At 55.8% G+C, this 21,058-nt stretch carries 18 protein-coding genes; 4 read left to right on the forward strand and 14 right to left on the reverse strand.

Annotated elements, in window-relative coordinates; genetic code table 11:
• The 4 genes from G565_RS0101830 to G565_RS0101845 are packed head-to-tail and all read left to right on the forward strand — an operon-like array spanning position 1 to position 2,922.
• Positions 1-1,221, forward strand: coding sequence for a type II secretion system F family protein (locus G565_RS0101830; protein ID WP_028669442.1), 1,221 nt, complete (start codon positions 1-3; stop codon positions 1,219-1,221).
• Positions 1,221-2,084, forward strand: a complete 864-nt coding sequence (locus G565_RS0101835) for a prepilin peptidase (protein ID WP_028669443.1) — start codon at positions 1,221-1,223, stop codon at positions 2,082-2,084. The genes G565_RS0101830 and G565_RS0101835 overlap by 1 nt, the downstream gene beginning before the upstream one ends.
• Positions 2,081-2,674: a dephospho-CoA kinase gene (gene coaE / locus G565_RS0101840; RefSeq protein WP_037337191.1), complete on the forward strand. Its 594-nt coding sequence runs from the start codon at positions 2,081-2,083 to the stop codon at positions 2,672-2,674. Before G565_RS0101835 ends, coaE begins: the two co-directional genes overlap by 4 nt.
• A 23-nt stretch (positions 2,675-2,697) precedes the next feature.
• The gene (locus tag G565_RS0101845) at positions 2,698-2,922 is read left to right on the forward strand and encodes a DNA gyrase inhibitor YacG (protein WP_028669445.1); all 225 of its coding nucleotides are present in this window, start codon (positions 2,698-2,700) and stop codon (positions 2,920-2,922) included.
• 171 nt (positions 2,923-3,093) lie between these two features.
• Here the strand turns inward: G565_RS0101845 and G565_RS22555 are convergent, their stop codons facing one another.
• The 14 genes from G565_RS22555 to murD all read right to left on the reverse strand — a co-directional run bounded on the left by G565_RS22555 (position 3,094) and on the right by murD (position 21,057).
• A complete protein-coding gene (locus G565_RS22555) occupies positions 3,094-4,551 on the reverse strand; it encodes an MFS transporter (protein WP_037337195.1) in 1,458 nt (485 codons plus the stop codon).
• 416 nt (positions 4,552-4,967) lie between these two features.
• Entirely contained in the window at positions 4,968-5,378 is a 411-nt protein-coding gene (gene mutT, locus G565_RS0101855) for an 8-oxo-dGTP diphosphatase MutT (protein ID WP_028669446.1), read from the reverse strand.
• A 14-nt stretch (positions 5,379-5,392) separates the two neighbouring features.
• Entirely contained in the window at positions 5,393-6,613 is a 1,221-nt protein-coding gene (gene argJ / locus G565_RS0101860) for a bifunctional glutamate N-acetyltransferase/amino-acid acetyltransferase ArgJ (RefSeq protein WP_028669447.1), read from the reverse strand.
• 10 nt (positions 6,614-6,623) lie between these two features.
• On the reverse strand, positions 6,624-9,368 hold the full coding sequence (secA, locus tag G565_RS0101865; RefSeq protein ID WP_028669448.1) for a preprotein translocase subunit SecA: 2,745 nt from the start codon (positions 9,366-9,368) through the stop codon (positions 6,624-6,626).
• 170 nt (positions 9,369-9,538) lie between these two features.
• The gene (locus G565_RS0101870) at positions 9,539-10,465 is read right to left on the reverse strand and encodes a M23 family metallopeptidase (protein WP_028669449.1); all 927 of its coding nucleotides are present in this window, start codon (positions 10,463-10,465) and stop codon (positions 9,539-9,541) included.
• Between the two features lie 129 nt (positions 10,466-10,594).
• Entirely contained in the window at positions 10,595-11,512 is a 918-nt protein-coding gene (lpxC, locus tag G565_RS0101875; protein WP_028669450.1) for a UDP-3-O-acyl-N-acetylglucosamine deacetylase, read from the reverse strand.
• 117 nt (positions 11,513-11,629) lie between these two features.
• Entirely contained in the window at positions 11,630-12,796 is a 1,167-nt protein-coding gene (gene ftsZ / locus G565_RS0101880) for a cell division protein FtsZ (protein ID WP_028669451.1), read from the reverse strand.
• A gap of 200 nt (positions 12,797-12,996) precedes the next feature.
• A complete protein-coding gene (ftsA, locus tag G565_RS0101885; RefSeq protein WP_028669452.1) occupies positions 12,997-14,247 on the reverse strand; it encodes a cell division protein FtsA in 1,251 nt (416 codons plus the stop codon).
• Positions 14,248-14,255: 8 nt separating this feature from the next.
• The gene (locus tag G565_RS25690; RefSeq protein WP_051207152.1) at positions 14,256-15,044 is read right to left on the reverse strand and encodes a cell division protein FtsQ/DivIB; all 789 of its coding nucleotides are present in this window, start codon (positions 15,042-15,044) and stop codon (positions 14,256-14,258) included.
• Positions 15,041-16,000 (reverse strand): D-alanine--D-alanine ligase, encoded by a 960-nt coding sequence (locus tag G565_RS0101895; RefSeq protein WP_037337199.1) that lies wholly within the window; start codon positions 15,998-16,000, stop codon positions 15,041-15,043. The genes G565_RS25690 and G565_RS0101895 overlap by 4 nt, the downstream gene beginning before the upstream one ends.
• Positions 15,997-17,442, reverse strand: a complete 1,446-nt coding sequence (murC, locus tag G565_RS0101900) for a UDP-N-acetylmuramate--L-alanine ligase (protein ID WP_037337202.1) — start codon at positions 17,440-17,442, stop codon at positions 15,997-15,999. Before murC ends, G565_RS0101895 begins: the two co-directional genes overlap by 4 nt.
• Positions 17,439-18,521: an undecaprenyldiphospho-muramoylpentapeptide beta-N-acetylglucosaminyltransferase gene (gene murG / locus G565_RS0101905; protein ID WP_028669455.1), complete on the reverse strand. Its 1,083-nt coding sequence runs from the start codon at positions 18,519-18,521 to the stop codon at positions 17,439-17,441. Before murG ends, murC begins: the two co-directional genes overlap by 4 nt.
• Complete coding sequence (gene ftsW, locus G565_RS22565) at positions 18,518-19,705, reverse strand: putative lipid II flippase FtsW (RefSeq protein WP_037337205.1); 1,188 nt, start codon at positions 19,703-19,705, stop codon at positions 18,518-18,520. The genes murG and ftsW overlap by 4 nt, the downstream gene beginning before the upstream one ends.
• Positions 19,702-21,057, reverse strand: a complete 1,356-nt coding sequence (murD, locus tag G565_RS0101915) for a UDP-N-acetylmuramoyl-L-alanine--D-glutamate ligase (RefSeq protein WP_028669456.1) — start codon at positions 21,055-21,057, stop codon at positions 19,702-19,704. The genes ftsW and murD overlap by 4 nt, the downstream gene beginning before the upstream one ends.
• Position 21,058: the final 1 nt, after the last annotated feature.

Raw genomic sequence — 21,058 nt, forward strand, 5'->3', positions numbered from 1 at the left:
ATGGCCACCAAGGCACAGAAACTGTCCGTTTTCACCTATGAAGGCCTGGATCGCAGCGGCAAGATTCAGAAAGGTGAGATAAAAGGCTCGAACCCCGCCCTTATAAAGGCCGATCTTCGCCGAAAAGGCTTAGTGACGGTTAAAAAGTTGAATAAGAAAAGAGGGGAGATCCAACTCCTTAGCCCAGGCATTAAGTCCGACGATATAGCGATTTTTACGCGTCAAATGGCGACCATGATGAAAGCGGGGGTGCCCCTGATGAAGTCTTTCGACATCGTGGCAGAGGGCTTGGAAAACAAAAAAATGAAAGACCTTGTGCTACAGATGAAAAATAACGTTGGTAATGGGGGCTCTTTCGGCTCCGCCTTGCGTGAACACCCAAAGTATTTCGATGACCTCTACTGCTCGCTGGTCGAATCAGGCGAACAAGCCGGTGCCCTGGAAACCATGTTGGAACGTGTCGCCATATATCGAGAGAAGGCGGAAAGCGTTAAGAAAAAAGTCAAGAGCGCCATGAAATACCCGGCAACCATCATAGCCATTGCAGCCATTGTGACAGTCATACTGCTTCTCAAGGTAGTCCCTGTTTTTGCGGACATGTTTACCAGTTTTGGTGCAGACCTCCCAGTTCCGACTCAGATCGTAATGAATATGTCTTCATGGGTTCAAAATAATGGTGTCATTGCTTTCTTCGGGCTAATTGCTTTTGTTGTACTCTTTCAACAGAGCATGCAACGGGTGCAAAAGTTCCGCCACCTAGTCCAGCGAATTTCTGTGAAGCTGCCGGTATTTGGCCCAATTTTGTACCAATCGGCAATGGCTCGATACGCTCGTACGCTGTCAACCACCTTTGCTGCCGGTGTTCCGCTGGTCAATGCACTGGAATCAGCGGCCGGGGCATCGGGGAATATTGTGTACTCCTCCGCTATTATGAATGTGCGCAAAGACGTCGAAAGCGGGACTGAATTAGCTGTTTCGATGAAATCACAAAGTGTCTTTCCGTCCATGCTCGTGCAAATGGTATCCATTGGTGAACAATCGGGTGCGCTTGATGACATGCTGTCTAAAGCTGCCGTGATTTATGAAGAGGAAGTGGATAATCTTGTTGACGGCCTGACCTCAATGATGGAACCCCTTATTATGGCCTTCCTAGGGGTAGTGGTCGGTGGCTTGGTCGTGGCCATGTACCTCCCAATATTTCAAATGGGCTCCCTCGTCTAATGCCATTCATCGAGTTACTCCAAAGCAACACGGTCGCCCTGGTGGCGACCGTTTTAGTATTAGGGCTACTGGTCGGTAGTTTTCTGAATGTGGTGATCTACCGCCTCCCGGTCATGATGCAGAACGCCTGGGCACGGGAAGCCGCTGAGATGGCTGATGAAGCCGAACCCGAGCTCCCCCGGTTTGACCTGATTAAACCCGACTCCACTTGCCCTTCCTGCGGCCACCTGATTCGGGCCTGGGAGAACATCCCTGTTGTCAGTTACTTGGCTCTGGGCGGCAAGTGCTCACAGTGCAAAACCCGAATATCACCACGTTACCCGATAGTTGAGCTGATCACTGGTTTACTGTCACTGGCGGTTGCCTGGCACTTTGGTGGCACGCTTCATACGGTCGCTCTGCTGGTGTTCTTCTGGGCGTTAATCGCCCTGACGATGATCGATGTCGATCACCAACTGCTGCCAGATAGCATCACACTGCCTCTGTTGTGGCTGGGGTTGTTGCTCAATTTAGGGGGCACCTTTGTGCCGCTGGAACAGGCGGTTGTGGGCGCAGTCGCCGGCTACCTCTCACTCTGGAGTATTTACTGGGCGTTCAAGCTGCTGACCGGTAAAGAAGGCATGGGTTATGGTGATTTCAAGCTGTTTGCCGCCTTTGGGGCCTGGTTTGGCTGGGCGTCTTTGCCATTGATTATTCTGCTGTCATCGCTTGTGGGCGCGGTAGTCGGTATCGCGTTGATTGCCATCATGGGCCGTGACCGGCAAATCCCCATCCCGTTCGGCCCTTATTTATGCGGGGCGGCACTGGTTTATGTATTCTGGGGCGGCGCCATCACCAACTGGTATCTGGGCAGTTTTGCATGATAATCGGGCTAACCGGTGGCATTGGTTCGGGTAAGTCGGCAGCCAGCAGGGTGTTTGAATCTCTCGGCATTGGCTGTGTGGATGCCGATGTAGTCGCCCGCGATGTTGTTGCCAGGGGCACCCCTGCACTGGACGCCATTGCAGAACGCTTTGGGGATGCCATAGTCACCGCAGAAGGTCAGTTAAATCGGGCCCTGTTGCGGGAGCGAATATTTACCTCGCCCAATGACAAAGCCTGGCTGGAAGCTCTGCTACACCCACTGATCCGTGAGCAAATGCTTACTCAACTGGCGCAACAACCACCACCCTACTCCATTCTTGTGGCGCCGTTGTTGTTCGAGAACGGCCTGGAAGCCTTGTGCGATGAAACGGTACTGATAGACGTTCCAGAATCTGTGCAGCGCCAGCGAGTTATGCAACGGGACAAAACCGGTGAAGACCAGGTTCAGCGCATTATCGACAGCCAGATGAGCCGTGCCGACAAGCAAGCCAGAGCCACGTACTGCATTGAAAACACCGGCACTCGGGAAAAATTGGAAGCCGCCGTTCTTGCACTGCACCGCCACTTTGTGGCACAAAGCCCCCAATAACCCGAATCAAGAGGAATTCCGGCATGTCAGCCAATGCGCCACCCAAGGTGCCCTGCCCTACGTGTAAGACACTCATAGCCTACTCAAAAGACAATGCCTGGCGGCCTTTTTGTTCAGAACGGTGCAAACTGATTGATTTGGGCGAATGGGCCAGCGAGGGGCATAAAATTGCGGGCAAGCCAGCCTATGAAGAGATGATGAGTGAGGATATTGAAAGAAATAGCCTTTTCAATGACGCAAAACATTGAATGACGTGGGACATTGAATGACGCAGGACATAAAAGGACGTAGGACACTAAGCGACGGGAAACATAAATGGACGCGATACGGGCAGGCATAAATCACTGATCAAAAATCCGAACCTGCCCGAAGCACCTTCGTTAGCGACCTGTATACCATTGAGACCACGGCGCTCAGACTCAATCATCGCCAGTTTTGGAAGGGATTAACCAGGCGGCTATTAACGCCGCGCCCAGGGCGCCGACCGCCAGCATAACCAGACTGCCCGCGTAGGCCAGTTGGTAAGCACTGACAATGGCGTCGTAGCCACTGGCGCCAGGGTCGGGGAAAAGCCCGAATTGGCCTCTGCCGGCCCGGTTAGCCGTTTGAAACAGGAGGGCCGCACAAGCGCCCGCCCCGGCGATGGCAAACAGACCGGCCAGTCGGCTGGCGGTGTTATTGATGCCCGAGGCGGTGCCAGCACGGGCATCGGAGACTGAATTCATCACCGTCGTCGTTAGCGGCGAGACGACGATCGCCATGCCCAGCGCCATGATGCACAGAGGCAATTCCACACCCAGCCAGAAGTTATCAAACTGCAACGCCAGACCTGCGACGCCCGCGGCGACCACCAACGGCCCGGTCAGCAACATCGAACGCGCCCCTATCCGGTCACCCAGCTTGCCTGCCTGGCTGGATAAAAGCCCTATAATCAGACCGAACGGCATCATCGCCAATCCCACCTCAGTGGGCGTCATTCCACGGTGTTCAATCAGGTCGATAGGCACCAGAAACATAGTGCCAGACAGGGTACCGTAGAGCAGCAGAGTCATCAGGTTGGCGCCGGTAAAGGCGCGGCTGTGAAACAGCTCTGTCGGTGCCAGCGGTTGATCCACCCGCCCCTCAAACCAGAAAAACACCACCAAACCAGCGAGCCCCAAACAAACAAGCCCCAGAGACAGGGCGAGGCGACCTTCTGACTCAGTTAACCAGGTCAGCCCCAGCGTCAGCAATCCGCAGGCGATAAACGCGATCAGAGTACCCCCCCAGTCGAGTCGGCCGCGGACTGAACGGTCACGGGTTTCCGGCATAAAGGCCACCGTCAGTACCAGGACCAGCGCCGCAAGCGGCAGGTTAATCCAGAAGGCCGCGCGCCAGTTGAACAAATCCATCAGAAAACCACCCACAGCTGGGCCAAGGGCAGTTGTTAGAGCCGAGGCACCCGCCCACAGGCCGATAGCATGGCCACGCTCTGCGGACGGGTAACAGGCTGAGATGATGGCTAGGCTCTGAGGAACCAGCAGGGCCGCGCCGATTCCCTTGAGTGCCCGGCCAGCAATCAATACATCAGGGTTGGGCGCCAGAGCACAGATCAGCGAGGCCAGGGCAAACAGTAGGGTACCGGCCAGGAAGACACGGCGGCGCCCGAGCCGGTCACCCGCGCCACCGCCGACCAACAATAGGGCCCCCAGAAGCAGGGTATAGGCATTCAACACCCAGAGCATTTGAGACAGGGAGGCATCCAGGTCGGTGCGGATGACCGGCAATGCGATGGTGACCACCGAACCGTCGATAAAAGCCAGGGCCGAGGCCAGAATCGTCGCTGCTAGTACCCAGGGGCGACGTTGCGTTGAGCAGGTCGCGACCTCGGTCGTCACGAGCTGCCGGTCTGGCGCCCTGACAAGTCATTCTGATCAACGAGGGTGCAGCCGTGCGACTGCGCTTCGCTATCAGGAAAATCAGCTGGGTACCCTGTTTGCGGGTTGCATACGCCATATTTATTCTCTAACTACCAGACTGCAGAACTAAAGCATGGTGCTGGCGATAGTGTCAACTCAGTACCAGCGCCTACCCACCATTGGGCTAAGGCCGACCTGTCGGAAACCGGTTTTTTGCAGACTTTGAAGATAAGCAGGTAAGAACCAAAGGGAAAAACGACTTGAATTGATTGCTGGCTTGGCGATTGGACATCACAAAAGGATGATGGAGACCGTATCTTTGATGCATCGACACCGTTATTAGGTGACGGATCGTATTCTGGCAAGTACATATTCTGTGTTGCTACGAGTCCCGTCTATCGCGTTTGACGGAATTTCGCGATCAGCTCTGCATTCGCTTCAGGGAAGGAGTACTCGTCGAGCTCATCGATAGCGACCCATTGAACCAGTTGGCCTTCACAGCCCCGTGCAATACCTTCAATGCTATGGCATATCCAGGTATCCAATTGAACGGTTCTATCACCGTAATCGAACGGCAACTGCATAAGCGGAGTCATAAGGGTGGGGTCAAGCTCGAGACCAACCTCTTCCTGAAACTCACGGACCAGGGCTTGCTGCGCTGTCTCACCCGCTTCAACCTTGCCACCGGGGAACTCCCAGAAACCACCCTGGTGCTGGTGATCCTGTCGTTTGGCAATCAGTACCTGATCATCTCGTACGACGATCCCTACGGCAACATGAAGTGTTTTCCGGTCAGAGTCAGACACGAGGTTAGAACTCCTTAACTTCGGTAGTCTGCGTTGATGCTGACATAATCGTGTGACAGGTCGGTCGTCCAGATACAGTCAGCAATTTCGCCCCGATTCAGGTTCACGCGAATAGTGATTTCTTCCTGAGCCACGACGGCACTGCCTGCAGCTTCGGTATAGCCAGGTGCTCGCTCACCTTTACTGACTATCTGCACATCGTCGAGCCAGATGTCCACTTGATCGACATCGAGCTCAGTCACCCCACTTCGACCAACGGCAGCGAGAATACGCCCCCAATTAGCATCAGATGCTGTGAGTGCCGTTTTCACCAGTGGGCTGTGCCCGATGGTATAAGCGACGTCCAAGGCTTCTTTGGTGGTTTTCGCACCTTCAACAGCAACTTCAACAAATTTGGTGGCGCCTTCGCCATCGCGCACGACCGCCTGAGCCAGCTCCAGCATCACTTCCGAGACCGTTTTGAGCAAGTGACGGTAAATATCACTGTCCACAGAGGTAACCGCGGCCGCCTCAGTTTGGCCGGTAGCGATCAGAATGCAGGCATCATTGGTTGAGGTATCGCCATCGACTGTAATGCGATTGAAACTGCGCTCATTCGCAGTCGTTAGTAACTGCTGCAGAACATCGGGTTCGACCCGGGCATTGGTGGCAACAAAACCCAGCATGGTCGCCATGTTGGGTTTAATCATGCCCGATCCTTTGGAGATACCGGTAACGGTAATCGTCTCGTCCTGATACTCGAACTGACGCGAACAACCTTTAGCGCGAGTGTCGGTTGTCAGAATGCCCTTGGCAGCATCAGCCCAATGATTGGGGCTCATCGCGGCTACGACATTGGGCAGGGCCTGAGCGATAGCGGGCATTGGCAAATATTCACCGATAACACCGGTTGAAAACGGAAGCACCTGCTCCGGCTCAATCCGCTTCAGGGCAGCGAGACGGGCACAGGTTTCATGAGCATCGTCCAACCCCTGTTGCCCGGTACCGGCGTTAGCATTGCCGGTGTTGATCACCAGGCAGCGAATATCGCCTTGCTTCAGATGTTCGCGCGCAACGGTAACCGGGGCTGCGCAAAAGGCGTTGGTGGTAAACACGCCCGCGACTGAACTGCCAGGGGCCAGTTGAAAAACGACCAGATCCTGACGATTAGGCTTTTTGATGCCGGCACAGCCGACACCAATGGAGACACCGTCGATCGGAATCAACGGGTCTGTATTGGGCTTTCCAACCGCCATCCCTGCACCCTCAGCTCAATTTGCCATGACACTGTTTGTATTTCTTGCCAGAGCCGCACGGACAAGGCTCGTTCCGACCAACCTTGGGCCCCTGGCGTGCAGGCGCTGCTTGAGCAGCAGCAGGTTCTGGCGCAGCACCGCCACCCGCGTCAGCCTTGGCGGCGTCTTCCATCGGCGTTGCCTGGCTATGCTCGAAATTCATCCGGGCCATGGCCGCTTCGCGTCGTTTGCGCTCTTCTTCGGCAGATTCTTCCGGCGTGCGCACCTGCACATGTGACAGGATACGAATGGTGTCGGCTTTTACCTGCTCCAACATGGCCTGGAACAACTCAAACGATTCACGCTTGTATTCCTGCTTGGGGTTCTTTTGCGCATAACCACGCAAGTGAATGCCCTGTCGCAAATGATCCATGTTATAGAGGTGCTCTTTCCAGTGCTGGTCGAGCACCTGCAACATGACCTGCTTTTCAAACTGGCGAAGGGCCTGTGGGCCAGCCACCGATTCTTTCTCTTTGTAGTGAGCAACCGCCGCTTCCAGAATCCGCTCGCGCAGCTTTTCTTCATGCAGATGGTCGTCTGCATCAAGCCATTCCTGAACGGGCAACGTCACACCAAATTCTTTTTGAACCGCCGTCTCCAGGCCGGGGATGTCCCATTGCTCTGGCAGGCTTTGCGGCGGAATGTATGCGCTGATCTCGTCGTTAACGATGTCGCTGCGCACGTTGTCGATCACGTCTTCAATGCTGTCAGACGCCATCAGGTCATCGCGTTGCTGATAAACCACCTGACGCTGGGCGTTAGCCACGTCATCGTATTCCAACAATTGCTTGCGAATATCGAAGTTGCGGTTTTCAACCTTGCGCTGAGCCTTTTCAATGGCATTGCTGACCATCTTGGCTTCAATCGCTTCGCCGTCTTTCATGCCAAGAGACTGCATGATGCCCTTCATGCGTTCAGGCATGAAAATCCGCATCAGACTGTCTTCCATCGACAGGAAGAAACGGGAGGAACCCGGGTCGCCCTGCCGGCCTGCCCGGCCACGCAACTGGTTGTCGATGCGTCGGCTTTCGTGCCGTTCGGTGCCGATAATGTGCAAACCACCGGAGTCAATAACCGTCTGATGGCGCTCTTTCCAGTCAGCCTCGGCACGAGCCAGTACATCCGGGTTCGCGCTGTCCAAATCCAGCACTTCGGTTTCCCAGTTACCACCCAGCTTGATGTCGGTACCCCGACCCGCCATGTTAGTAGCAATGGTGACCGCACCGGGCTGTCCCGCCTGGGCGATGACCTGAGCTTCGCGGTCATGCTGTTTGGCGTTCAGAATGTTATGCGGCACCTTGGCTTTGGTAAGCGCTTCGGAAATGCGTTCGGATGCCTCGACTGACGCAGTACCCACCAGTACCGGACGCTTCTTATCGCGCTCGGCAATGATGTCTTCAATAACGGCGTCAAACTTCTCGGGTTCGGTCAGGAAAATCAGGTCGTTGTGGTCGGAACGGGCAATCGGCTTGTTGGTCGGGATAACCACCACATCGAGCCCGTAAATCTGGTTGAGCTCAAACGCTTCGGTATCTGCCGTGCCGGTCATGCCAGAGAGCTTGTCATACAGCCGGAAATAGTTCTGAAACGTCGTTGACGCCAGCGTCTGGTTCTCTTTCTGAACCGTCAACCCTTCTTTGGCTTCTACCGCCTGATGCAAGCCATCGCTCCAGCGGCGCCCTGGCATGGTACGGCCAGTATGTTCATCAACAATGACCACCTGATCGTTCTGCAAAATGTAATCAACGTTGCGCTGGAACATGTAATGGGCTTTCAGCCCCGCTGTTACATGATGGAACAACAGCAAATTGTGGGGTGCATAGAGTGATTCACCCTCAGGTAGCAAACCCGCTTCCTGCAGCAGAGTCTCAACCCGGTCGTGCCCCCCCTCAGTCAGCTCAATGGTCCGATTTTTCTCATCGACCAGGAAATCACCATCAACGGCTTCTTCGCCTTCGGTGGCTTCTTTTGCTGGCTTGAGCGAGGGAATCAGTTTATTGACTTGAATGTATCGTTCACTGGAGTCTTCAGCAGCGCCGGAAATGATTAGTGGCGTCCGGGCTTCATCGATCAGAATGGAGTCCACCTCATCGACAATGCCAAACGTCTGTCCGCGCTGGAACTTATCCTTCAGGCTAAACGCCATGTTGTCGCGCAGGTAATCAAAGCCGAATTCGTTGTTGGTGCCATAGGTGATATCCGCCTGATAGGCCGCCCGTTTTTCGTTCGGGTCCTGCTGCGAGACGATGATACCAACCGTTAACCCAAGAGCTTCATACAGGGGCCGCATCCACTCAGCATCTCGCCGGGCCAGGTAATCGTTCACGGTGATGATATGAACACCTTCAGCGGGGAGAGCATTCAGATAGGCCGCCAGAGTCGCTACCAGGGTTTTGCCTTCCCCGGTCTTCATTTCGGCGATCTTACCGGAATTCAGCACCATGCCGCCGATCATCTGCACATCGAAATGGCGCAATCCCAACACACGGCGACTGGCCTCCCGGACCAGTGCAAAGGCCTCCGGGACGAGGCTATCGAGGGTTTCGCCTTTTTCCAGCCGCTCACGAAACACCACTGTCTGAGCTTTTATCTCATCGTCAGACAGGCGTTCCATATCGGGTTCCAGGACATTAATTCGCTGTACCAGGCGGGTCAATCGCTTAACTTCGCGGTCGTTCTTGGAGCCGACCACCTTCTTCATCAGTGTCGTGAACATAGGAGAGTGTCGTTTTTTAGATTCGATTCAAAGACTTAGTGGTGGTCAACTATACTGACTGCAAGTGCTCTTGTCTTTGAAATTGTAAAAATAGTCTGGCGGGGGCTATTCGGACCATCACCCGAAAAGGTGAGGTGACACTATCGGGCCATAACGCCCTGGACAGGGCGCTAAAACCGGGCAACGCGATCGATGTACTTCGCCGGATCAACCGACTTGTCCCGATGCAGCACTTCGAAATGGACATGCGGCCCGGTTGACCGACCGGTACTGCCCATCAGGGCGACAATGTCACCTTTACTGATCACGTCGCCGACGTTGACCAGTATTTCACGTGCGTGGGCGTAGCGGGTCACATAGCCGTTACCATGGTTCACTTCAACCAGATTACCGTATCCGTAACGATCACTCGCCCAGGTCACCACGCCCGCGGCGACAGCGATCACATTCGAGCCTTCCTTACCGGCAAAATCGACCCCGTCGTGCCAGGCAACATTGCCATTGAACGGATCATTCCGATAACCATAGCGAGAACTCATCCAGCCACGCTCGATAGGCCGGCCCGCCACAAAGGTTGAAGACTGAATCTTGCGATCACCTAACAGGGAGTCCAGTACAGACAATTGCTGCTCACGGCTGTCAATCAGACTAGAGAGTTCATTAAGCGCGTTGACAAAATCCGGTGGGGTATAGACATCACCAATATCACTTTCGGGGCCACCCACGGCGGGATCGATACTGAAATCAAATTCACCGTCTTCGAGCTTGGCGACCCCAACAAGGCGTTCACCCAGTGCATCGAGGCGGGTCAGGCGGGATTGCTGCTGAGCGAGCTTTACCGTCAGCGCCCGAATCTGGTCTTCAGTGTAACTGCGCGTACGTTCGAGCTCTTCTTTCTGGAATGCCATGCGCTCCTGCCAGGCTTGAACGGCACGGGAATCCATAACAAGGGGGGAATCATCCTGATACCAGAGATGCACCATATAGGCGCCACTGGACACGAGGCTGATCGCGATCAACGCCAGGAGGGCCACCAGCAGTGGCAAAGACAACGTTCTGGACCGACTGTGACGACGGCTAACAAAGATCACGTTCATACTGCGCGATTACCTATCCTGAACAAGCTGCACGAAAAACCGGGACGAGTGTATCGTGCGAAATGCCCGGTGACCGCCAGTGCGTCATGAAACTCACGGGCAGCACAGCCAGGCATTCCCCAAACCAGCTTAGCCTGTTGCAAGCACTGGCGCATAAGCGATGGGTACGGAAGCGGCTTCTTCGTTTTCGAAGGTCACGAACTCCCAGGCATCTTCCTGCTTAAGCAGAGCCCGTAGCAGCAAGTTGTTCAGACCATGGCCCGATTTGAAACCGACAAAGCGGCCAATCAGGCTGTGCCCCAGCAAATACAGGTCGCCAACGGCATCCAGTACTTTATGCTTGACAAACTCGTCTTCGTATCGAAGACCATCTTCGTTCAGAATTTTGTAATCGTCAACGGCGATTGCGTTATTAACGCTGGCACCCAGTGCCAGATTATTGGCTCTGAGGTACTCAAAATCGCGCATGAAGCCGAAAGTCCGGGCCCGGCTGATCTCCTTCACGAAAGCCGTGGTGGAGAAGTCGAGCTCGGCCGTTTGCGACCGATCGCGAAATACCGGGTGATCAAAATCAATGGTGAACCGCACAGCGAAGCCCTCATAGGGCTCAAAACGGGCAATTTTGTCGCCATCTTCGACGATCACCGGCTTCTTGATACGAATAAAGCGCTTTGCCTTACCCTGCTCCTCGATTCCTGCAGACTGCAACAGAAACACGAAGGGTCCGGCACTGCCGTCCATAATCGGGACTTCCGCGGCGCTGACCTCGATATAAGCATTGTCGATGCCCAAACCTGCACAGGCAGACAACAAATGTTCGACGGTGTCGATGCAGACATCACCCTTTACCAGGGTCGTCGACAAGGTGGTATCGCCCACATTCAGGGCATGGGCAGGAATCTCCACGACCGGATCGAGATCCGTGCGGCAGAAAACGATACCCGTGTCGACGGGCGCAGGTTTTAACGTCAGATACACCTTTTTGCCTGAGTGCAAACCCACGCCTGTGGCACGAATTGCGTTCTTGAGTGTTCTTTGTTTTACCATGCGTTCCGATCCTACTGTTTGGTTCAGCCAGTCGCTACTGACTCAACACCGTCAAATATCAAGGGCAAGCATTCTACCAGAAGCTTGACAGCGAACCTACGCTAATTCTGTACAGATTCAGTCAGCCTGGCGACGCAAAAAAGCTGGAATATCGAGGTAATCCAGGTCTTTCGCACTGCGCATCGGCTTGCTTTCTTCGGCTGCCGCTGCTTCTGCTGGCTTGGCATTACGCACCGCAGTGGGGCGGTCGAGCTTTTTATAGTCGACACTGCCATCGGCTTTGCGAGTGTTATCAACGGCCACTTTAGGCTTGGCGGCCATGGCTTCTGCCTGACCAATGCCCGTTGCGACAACGGTCACCCGAATTTCATCACCCAATTCCGGATCAATAACTGTGCCAACTACTACAGTCGCATCTTCAGAGGCGAATTCTTCGATGGTATCACCCACCTGAGTGAACTCATCCAACCCCAGGTCGACACCGGCAGAGATGTTAACCAGAATGCCTTTGGCGCCATGCAGGTCGACGTCTTCAAGCAAGGGGCTGCGAATCGCCATCTCGGCGGCGCGCACCGCACGGTCTTCACCGGAAGCAATGCCACTGCCCATCATCGCCATGCCCATTTCAGACATTACTGTGCGGACGTCCGCGAAGTCGAGGTTGATCGTACCCGGACGAATGATCAGGTCGGCGACACCCTGAACGGCGTTCTGGAGCACATTATTGGCTTCGGAGAAAGCCTCCAAAAGTGTCACATTCTTACCCAAAACGGTCAGTAATTTTTCGTTCGGGATGGTGATCAGCGAATCCACATGCTCACGCAGCAGCTCCAGACCTTCATTGGCAACCTTCATCCGGCGACGGCCTTCGAACGGAAAAGGCTTGGTTACGACCGCAACCGTCAGAATGCCCAGCTCCTTGGCGACTTCAGCGACAACGGGTGCGGCACCGGTGCCGGTTCCACCGCCCATGCCGGCGGTAATGAACACCATATCCGCGCCTTTGAGCACTTCAGCAATGCGCTCACGGTCTTCCAGCGCAGCCTGGCGCCCGACTTCCGGGTTGGCGCCTGCGCCAAGCCCGCGAGTAATGCCATTACCCAGTTGCAATTGAGTGGTAGCTTCCACTCCACGCAACGCCTGAGCATCCGTGTTGGCGCAAATAAACTCGACGCCATTAATGTGCGATTGCAGCATGTGACGCACGGCGTTACCGCCACCACCACCACAGCCAAACACCTTGATCACCGCTGCTTGCGGCTGTTCGTCGACAAGTGTGAACATATCGCCGCCGTTTACTTCCGGATCATAATGTTTCATTTTCCTGCTCCTTCCATTGTTTTAAGAATGGATGTTGTTGTTTCAGACCCGAAGGTCTGTGCCCTGAATGTGTGAGGGTCGTCCTGTCTTGGCTGCCACTTAACTGCCTGAATGCCGCAACCGTCCTTTTTCAGCTCCGGCGAACCGGAACCGTCTTGAAAATGTTAAAAATTGTTGGCCATCCAGCTGCGAAACCGGGTCCAGGCCCCTTCTTTGGGCGCCTGAGCTTGCTTGCGCACGCGGGTAGTCGGTTGTTTGCCGCCCTGAAGCTGCTTCAACCCATATTGCAAAAGGCCGACGCCCGTTGCGTGTATCGGGTTGGAGACAACATCTGACAGGCCGGAAACGTTTTGCGGGTAAGCCAGTCTTACCGGCACGTGAAACACCTCCTCGGCCAATTCCACTGCACCTTCCATTTTGGCCGTGCCACCGGTCAGTACTACGCCGGCTGGTATCATGTCTTCGAAGCCACTGCGGCGCAGTTCAGATTTGATCAGGTTGAACAATTCTTCGTAGCGCGGCTCAACCACTTCAGCCAATGCCTGGCGGGTCAGCTCGCGCGCACTGCGATCACCGACGCTCGGGACCTTGATGGTCTCGTGAGCACCCGCGAGCTGAGACAGCGCACAGGCGTACTTGATTTTGATCTCTTCGGCGTGTTGCGTCGGTGTCGCAAACGCCATGGCGATGTCATTGGTCACCTGGTCACCAGCGATGGGGATAACCGCAGTGTGGCGAATTGCACCTTCGGTGAAAATCGCCATATCCGTGGTGCCACCGCCGATATCAACGAGACAAACACCCAGCTCCCGCTCATCATCGGTCAGAACCGCCTGAGCCGAAGCCAACTGCTCCAGAATGATCTGATCGACTTCCAAACCGCAGCGGCGCACGCACTTGTCAATGTTCTGCACGGCATTCTGGGCACCGGTAACCAGATGCACTTTAGCCTCCAGGCGCACGCCACACATGCCCAGCGGTTCCTTGATGCCTTCCTGCGAATCAATGATGTATTCCTGCGGCAAGATATGCAGAATCCGCTGGTCAGCCGGGATAGCCACGGCCTGGGCGGCATCGATCACTCGCTCAAGATCGGCCTCAATCACCTCTTTTTCCTTGATCGCGACAATACCGTGGCTGTTGAGACTGCTGATGTGACTGCCAGCAATGCCTACATACACAGAGTGAATGTCGCAGCCAGACATCAGTTCAGCTTCCTCAACGGCACGCTGAATGCTCTGAACCGTGGATTCGATGTTCACCACGACCCCTTTTTTCAAACCGCGAGACGGGTGCGACCCCAGGCCAACAATTTCAATGCCGCCTTCGGCTGTCACCGTGCCCACGATAGCGACGACCTTGGAAGTACCGATATCCAGACCGACGATCAATTTTCCCTGAAACGGCGATGTCATCTCTCACCTCATACCGATGGTTCTGAAGATGCCCGGTGCCCGACGGCCAAACCGTTCGGATACCGCGCATCGATGTATTCAATGGTGCCGGGTGCTACCCCTTCTGCATTCAGTAGCACAACCACCCGACGTGTTCTTGCTAACATGTCCTTGGACCCCAGAGCGACCTCGATGCCGCTGTCCAGCGTCAGCGTCCACGCACCCCGACGGTGCATCTGAACGCCATTAAGCCGCTGACCTGCACCGGAAAAGACCCGGCTGAATTGCAGATACTGCTCCATTACCCGCTTGGCCTGAGCATCCGGCCCGCTCAATTCGGCCAATATCAACTCGGCTACCGGACGACTCAAAGGTTCGCCGTCGCTGTTTAACACCTGATCTCCATTCCAGCGAGCAACCGGCTCATGTTCGGTCACTGCCAGTTGCAACCGGTCTGGCCAGGCCTTGGTAACGCTCACCTCAGCGACCCAGGGCAATTGTGCCAGCCGCTGCTGCACGTCACCCGGTGCAATGGTCAGTAAACTGCGCCCGCGATAGGCTTCCATCGCGCTATCGAGACGGGCGCGGTCTTCGTATACCAACAATTCATTGACGTCCCAGGTAGTCACAGCCATGGGGCGCCAGTCCCACGACAAGTCCTGCTTTGCGACCCATTGCCCTGCAACGACCAATGTCGCAACAACCAAAACCCCACCCAGCGTCCGCACAGTAATGCGCATGGCGCGCCGCCAGTTGCGGGGCGGTTTGCTGGGCTTGCGCGGGACAGCGCCCTGGCCGCGTCGCTTATGTTCAGTCACGCCCGCTGCTCCGGCACGGTGGCCAGAATCCGGTGCATCAGTTCTGGCAACGGCCAGCCGTGAGCCACAGAGGCTTTTGGCACCAGGCTGTGATCGGTCATACCGGGAATGGTGTTCACTTCCAGTACAAAGGGCTGACCCGCCGCGTCCATCATCACATCAACCCGGCCCCATCCCTGGCAGCCCAGCGCCTGAAACGCCTTGATCGACAGCGCTTTTACCTCGGTTTCCATGGCTGCGGACAAACCTGAAGGCAATGAATAGTGGGTATCATCAGCGATGTATTTGGCGTTGTAGTCGTAAAATCCGGACGCGGGCTGCAAGCCAATTACCGGTAACGCCTGCTCACCGATCACTGCAACGGTATACTCTTTGCCCATCACGAACTGCTCAATCATGACCTCGGTATCAAACTGAAACGCCAGTGCACAGGCTTCGCCCAGCCCTGTTGCGTCATCGACACGGCTCATGCCAATGCTTGATCCTTCGTGAACCGGCTTGACCATAACCGGATATTCAAGTTGATTGGCCAGGGCCGAGCATTCTTCAGCCGAGCGCACTACAGCAAACGGAGGTGTCGCAATCTGGCTAGCTCCGAATACCCACTTGCTGCGCAATTTATCCATCGCCAGGGCTGAGGCCAACACACCACTGCCGACGTAGGGCAAGCCCAGCCATTCGAGCAAGCCCTGCAAGGTGCCATCTTCACCACCCCGCCCGTGCAGCACCGGGAAAACAAGATCCAGTTCGGTCGATTGCAACCAGTTGATCAAAGTTGCCCGACTCATCACATCGTGTTCGGCCACCTGATAACCCGCGTCTTCCAGGGCACGTATCACCGTGCGGCCACTGCCAAGCGCTACCTCACGTTCGGCTGACTGACCGCCATAGACGACACCAACGCGTGGAAAGCGCTTTAGCGTATCAGCGTGGTTATCAACAATGGCGCCGGTCATGATTCAAACCCCAGTTTTGCCGCAGCAATATCAGCGGACAACGCCCCGACGTCACCCGCGCCTTGTGTTAACAAAATGTCACCGGCGCGCAGCACATCAGGCAACACGTCCAGCACTTTGTCTTTGTGTTCGATAAAAATCGGATCCACCCGGCCACGCAATCGAATACTGCGACTCAGACTGCGACCGTCGGCGCCTGCGATGGTTTCTTCTCCGGCCGGGTAAACATCCAGCAACAACAAAACATCGACCTTTGACAACACATCGACAAAGTCTTCATACAGATCCCGGGTACGACTGAACCGGTGCGGTTGGAACATCACCACCAGTCGACGCTCGGGCCACCCCTGACGGATGGCGTCAAACGTCACTTCAAGCTCGCGCGGGTGGTGACCATAGTCGTCAACCAGCATCACTTCGCCACCAGGCACCGGGTACTCGCCCTGCAACTGGAACCGGCGTCCCACGCCCTCAAAACCGTTCAGACCCTGGCAGATCGCTTCGTCGGTCATGCCCTCGTCAGTGGCGACTGCAATCACCGCCAGGGCATTCATAACGTTGTGCATACCGGGCATGTGCAGAACAATATCCAGTGGTTCATACCCACTTGGCCGATGCACGCGAAACTCGGTGCGACCACTGATTTGGCGCACATCCACGGCCCGGTAGTCAGCATCCGAACCGAGGCCATAGGTCACAAACTGACGCGACAATCTCGGCAATATGGACTGTATGTGCTCGTCATCGGCACAGAGCACTGCCAGTCCGTAAAACGGCAGGTTGTGCAGAAACTGGATGTAGGTGTCCTTGAGCTTCTCGAAGTCGCCGTCGTAGGTGTCCATGTGATCGGCATCGATGTTGGTGACGATCGCCGTCATCGGCTGCAGATGCAAAAAGGACGCATCACTTTCATCGGCCTCTGCCACTAGGTAGCGGCTGGTTCCCAGGCGCGCATTACTGCCGGCGCTATTCAGTTTGCCACCAATAACAAAGGTCGGATCGAAGCCACCCTGTGCCATTACCGAAGCCATCAGAGACGTTGTCGTTGTCTTGCCATGCGCGCCCGCAATGGCAATGCCATGCCGGTAGCGCATCAGTTCGGCCAGCATTTCAGCGCGGCGAACCACAGGAATGCGACGATCCAGCGCCCATTTTACTTCCGGGTTCAGCGGATTGATCGCGCTCGACACCACCACCACGTCGGCACCGGCAACATTGTTCTCATCGTGGCCGATGAACACCGTGACGCCCATGGCCGCAAGCCGGTCAGTGGTCACGCTGTTTTTGAGATCCGAACCGCTGATGTTGTAGCCCTGGTTGTGCAGCACCTCGGCAATGCCGCACATGCCGACACCACCAATGCCGATGAAGTGAATCCGGCGAATCCGGCGCATCTCGGGAATTGGAAATTCCTGTCCGTTATTAAGATCCAGGCGCGTCATGCCGCGTCCTCCACTGCCAATTCGTTAATGACCGAGACCACGCGCTGCGCCGAGTCCCGTATCCCGCAGCGCCAACTGTTCGTGGCCCGGGTCTTTAATTCTGAGCGGTGGCTGTGCCAGTAAGTGAAGCGTTCTGCCAGCCAGGCGTCGGTAAAATCGGACTGATCTATCAGCTCAGCTGCCTGTTCGTCCACCAACCACCGAGCATTACGATACTGTTGTTGATCCCGGTGCCAGGGATAGGGCACCAGAATGCTGTACGCGCCCACAGCCGCTAATTCTGAAACCGTTGACGCGCCGCTGCGGCACACCACCAAATCGGCCCAGGCATAGGCTTTCGCCATATCGTCAATAAACTCCACCACACTGCCGTCAACACCCGCATCGTGGTAGGCCGCCAGTGTTGATTCCACCTTGTCCCGGCCTGCCTGATGCCAGAGTTCAGGGCGTACCGTTGAATTGAGGGCACCGACAGCGCCGGGCACGACCTCATTCAACGCCTGAGCACCCTGACTGCCCCCCATCACCAGCACCCGCAACCGACGGTGGCCGCCCACTCCGCGTTGCGCTGGCTCATTCAAGGCTAAAAGCGCCTGTCGGACGGGGTTACCAACCACTTCCACATCATCACCGGAAAAAGTACCGGGAAAGGCTTGTAGAACCCGGGTCGCACGGCCGGCAAGGCGGGCATTGGTCAGGCCGGGAACGCCGTTTTGTTCGTGCAGCACCAGCGGTACACGCCGCAACAAGGCAGCGAGTCCCCCAGGGGCAGAGGCGTATCCACCGAACCCAATCACGACACTGGGCCGTAGCTGAGTCATCACGGACCAGGCTTGGATCAGGGCGCGCATCAGATTCAACGGAGCCAATACCTTGCGCAACAGGCCACCGCCCTGCCAGGCCGATACCGATAAAGCATGAAGGTCATACCCCGCTTTGGGTACCAGCGTCATTTCCATACCCCGGCGAGCGCCCAGCCAGCTCACGGCATAACCGGCGTCCTGAAGCGCATCGGCTACGGCCATAGCGGGAAAAATGTGGCCTCCGGTGCCACCGGCCATGATCAATACACGTTTCATTTGGCCTCCCTGGCGCTCATGCGCAAGGTTTCGCCATAAACTCTGTTGACCAGCGCCACCAACGCCATCGAAACCAACAGGCTGGTACCACCGGCACTGACAAATGGCAGCGTCAACCCTTTGGTTGGCAGCAAGCCGGTGTTAACGCCAACATTGATAAAAATCTGAATCGAAAACAGCATGGCGATGCCATAGCTGACAAAGGCGCCGAACAGATACCCTTTTTGCTCGGCCAGGCGGCCGATGGCAAACATCCGGTAGATCAGTGCGGTAAACAGCCCGAGGATCGTCATCACGCCGACCAAACCCAGCTCTTCACCGATAATGGCCAGAATAAAATCGTTATGTGCTTCCGGCAGGTAAAACAGTTTTTGCATGGAGTTCCCTAGGCCAACGCCAAACCACTCACCACGTCCAAACGCAATCAGTGACTGGGTCAGCTGGTAACCACTGCCATAGACATTCTCTTCCGCCCAGGGGTCCATGAACGACAGCAAACGCTGCACCCGGTAGCTCTGCGCAAAAGCCATAAGCGTCACAGCGCCAGCGGCGGCCAGCACAGCCAGGAAAAACTGCCCTGCTTTAACGCCCCCCAAAAACAGCATGCCCAGAATGGTTCCGATGACCACGACCACGGTGCCGAAATCTGGCTCGAGCAACAGCAGTACGACCATTACCGACATAACCAGCAAAGGCTTCACAAACCCGGACAAGCGACTGATCACTTCATCCCGGCGCCTGACCAGATAGGAGGCGACGTACAGAATCATGGCTACCTTGCCCAGCTCTGAAGGTTGAAAACCCACCGGTCCCAAATCAATCCAGCGCCAACTGCCTTTCACTTCCCGGCCAATACCGGGAATCAGCACCAACACCAGCAGCACCATAGCCAGCACCAGCAATAGCCAGCTAAAAGACTGCCAAAGCCGCAGTGGCACGGCGCTGACCAGATAGGCCAGACCAAACCCCAATACCATGTAAATAGCGTGTCGCATCACAAAGTGGTGTGGCACCCCAAAGGTTTGCTCACTCACATCAATAGACGCCGAGCCGATCATCACCAGGCCAATCAGTAACAACGCCATACTGGCGCCAAGCAATACCCGGTCGGGTTGCCACAATGGCTGATACGCCACGGCCAACCGGTTTGACAGAATCGGCAGTGCATTCGCCTGAGCGGTCATAGGCGTGCCTCCACCCAGGACCGGAAAACGTCGCCCCGGTGCTGAAAATCCTTGAATTGATCAAAGCTCGCACAAGCAGGCGACAATAGAACGATGTCCCCCGCAATCGCTTCTGCCTCGGCTCCGCTCAGCGCCTGCTCCAGCGTATCGACACAGTGGACACCGCTGGAACGTTCGCCAGTATCAAGCGCTGCGGCAATTTGAGCCTGATCCTGGCCAAACACCCAGGACGATTTGCAGAAACGTGCGACCGGCTCGCTCAGCGAACTGAAATCGGCTCCCTTACCCTGGCCACCAAGCAACAGCATTAGACGCCGAGGATGATCGCCACCCAGTCCTTCAACGGCGGCCAGCGTGGCACCCACATTGGTGCCCTTGGAATCGTTCACATACAGTACGCCCCTGATCGACCCGACAGGCTCACACCGGTGCGGCAAACCTTTGAACGCTCGTAGCGAAGACAGAATGGCTTCACGGTCCAGACCAATCGCCTGCGCCAATGCCATAACGGCCAACGCATTACTGCGATTATGCCGACCCGGTAACGCAACCTCACCAGCCCGCATCCAACGCTCATGGCCACAGGTCAGCCAGGCTTCACCCTCATACTCCTGGACCCCAAACTGATTCAGGTCGGGCTTGCCCAGCCCAAAAGATGTCTGGATTACGCCGGTTGGCAGCAATGGTGATGTCAGCGCATCATCCCGGTTAAAGACGGCATGACGACAGCCGAAGTAGATCCGTTGCTTCGTTTGCTGGTAAGCGGCAAAGCTGGGGTAGCGATCCTGATGGTCTTCAGAAACATTCAACACCGTAGCCACATCGGCGCGCAGCGGCCCGACCAGCTCCAGTTGAAAACTCGATAACTCCAGAATGGCCAGCTCAACCGGCTCTTCCAGTAACGTGAGAGCCGGCTGGCCAAGGTTTCCACCGACGACATAAGACGTTCCAGAGCGGCGAGCGATATCCGCCAGCCAACTGGTGACGGTTGACTTCGCATTGGAACCGGTGATCAGCACCGTGCGCCCCTGGTGGGCCTGGCAAAACAGTTCGATGTCACTGCTCAACCGGACACCCTTGGCCAGAGCTGCCTGAACCGCTGGCGTTGACAACGGAACACCCGGGCTCATGACCAGTACATCCACCTGGCTCATCACCTGCGCATCGAAACCGCCCAGAGTGACCTCGATTTGCGGAAACTCGGCGCGCAGCGTATCCAGACCAGGAGGGGCTTGCCGACTATCGATCACTGAACACAGTTTACCCTGTGCCACCAAATAACGGACACACGACAGCCCCGTAGCCCCAAGGCCCACGACCAGATAATGTGTGTCAGCTGTTATCAGTGTCATA

This window comes from Saccharospirillum impatiens DSM 12546, assembly GCF_000423605.1.
Classification (GTDB): Bacteria; Pseudomonadota; Gammaproteobacteria; order Pseudomonadales; family Natronospirillaceae; genus Saccharospirillum; species Saccharospirillum impatiens.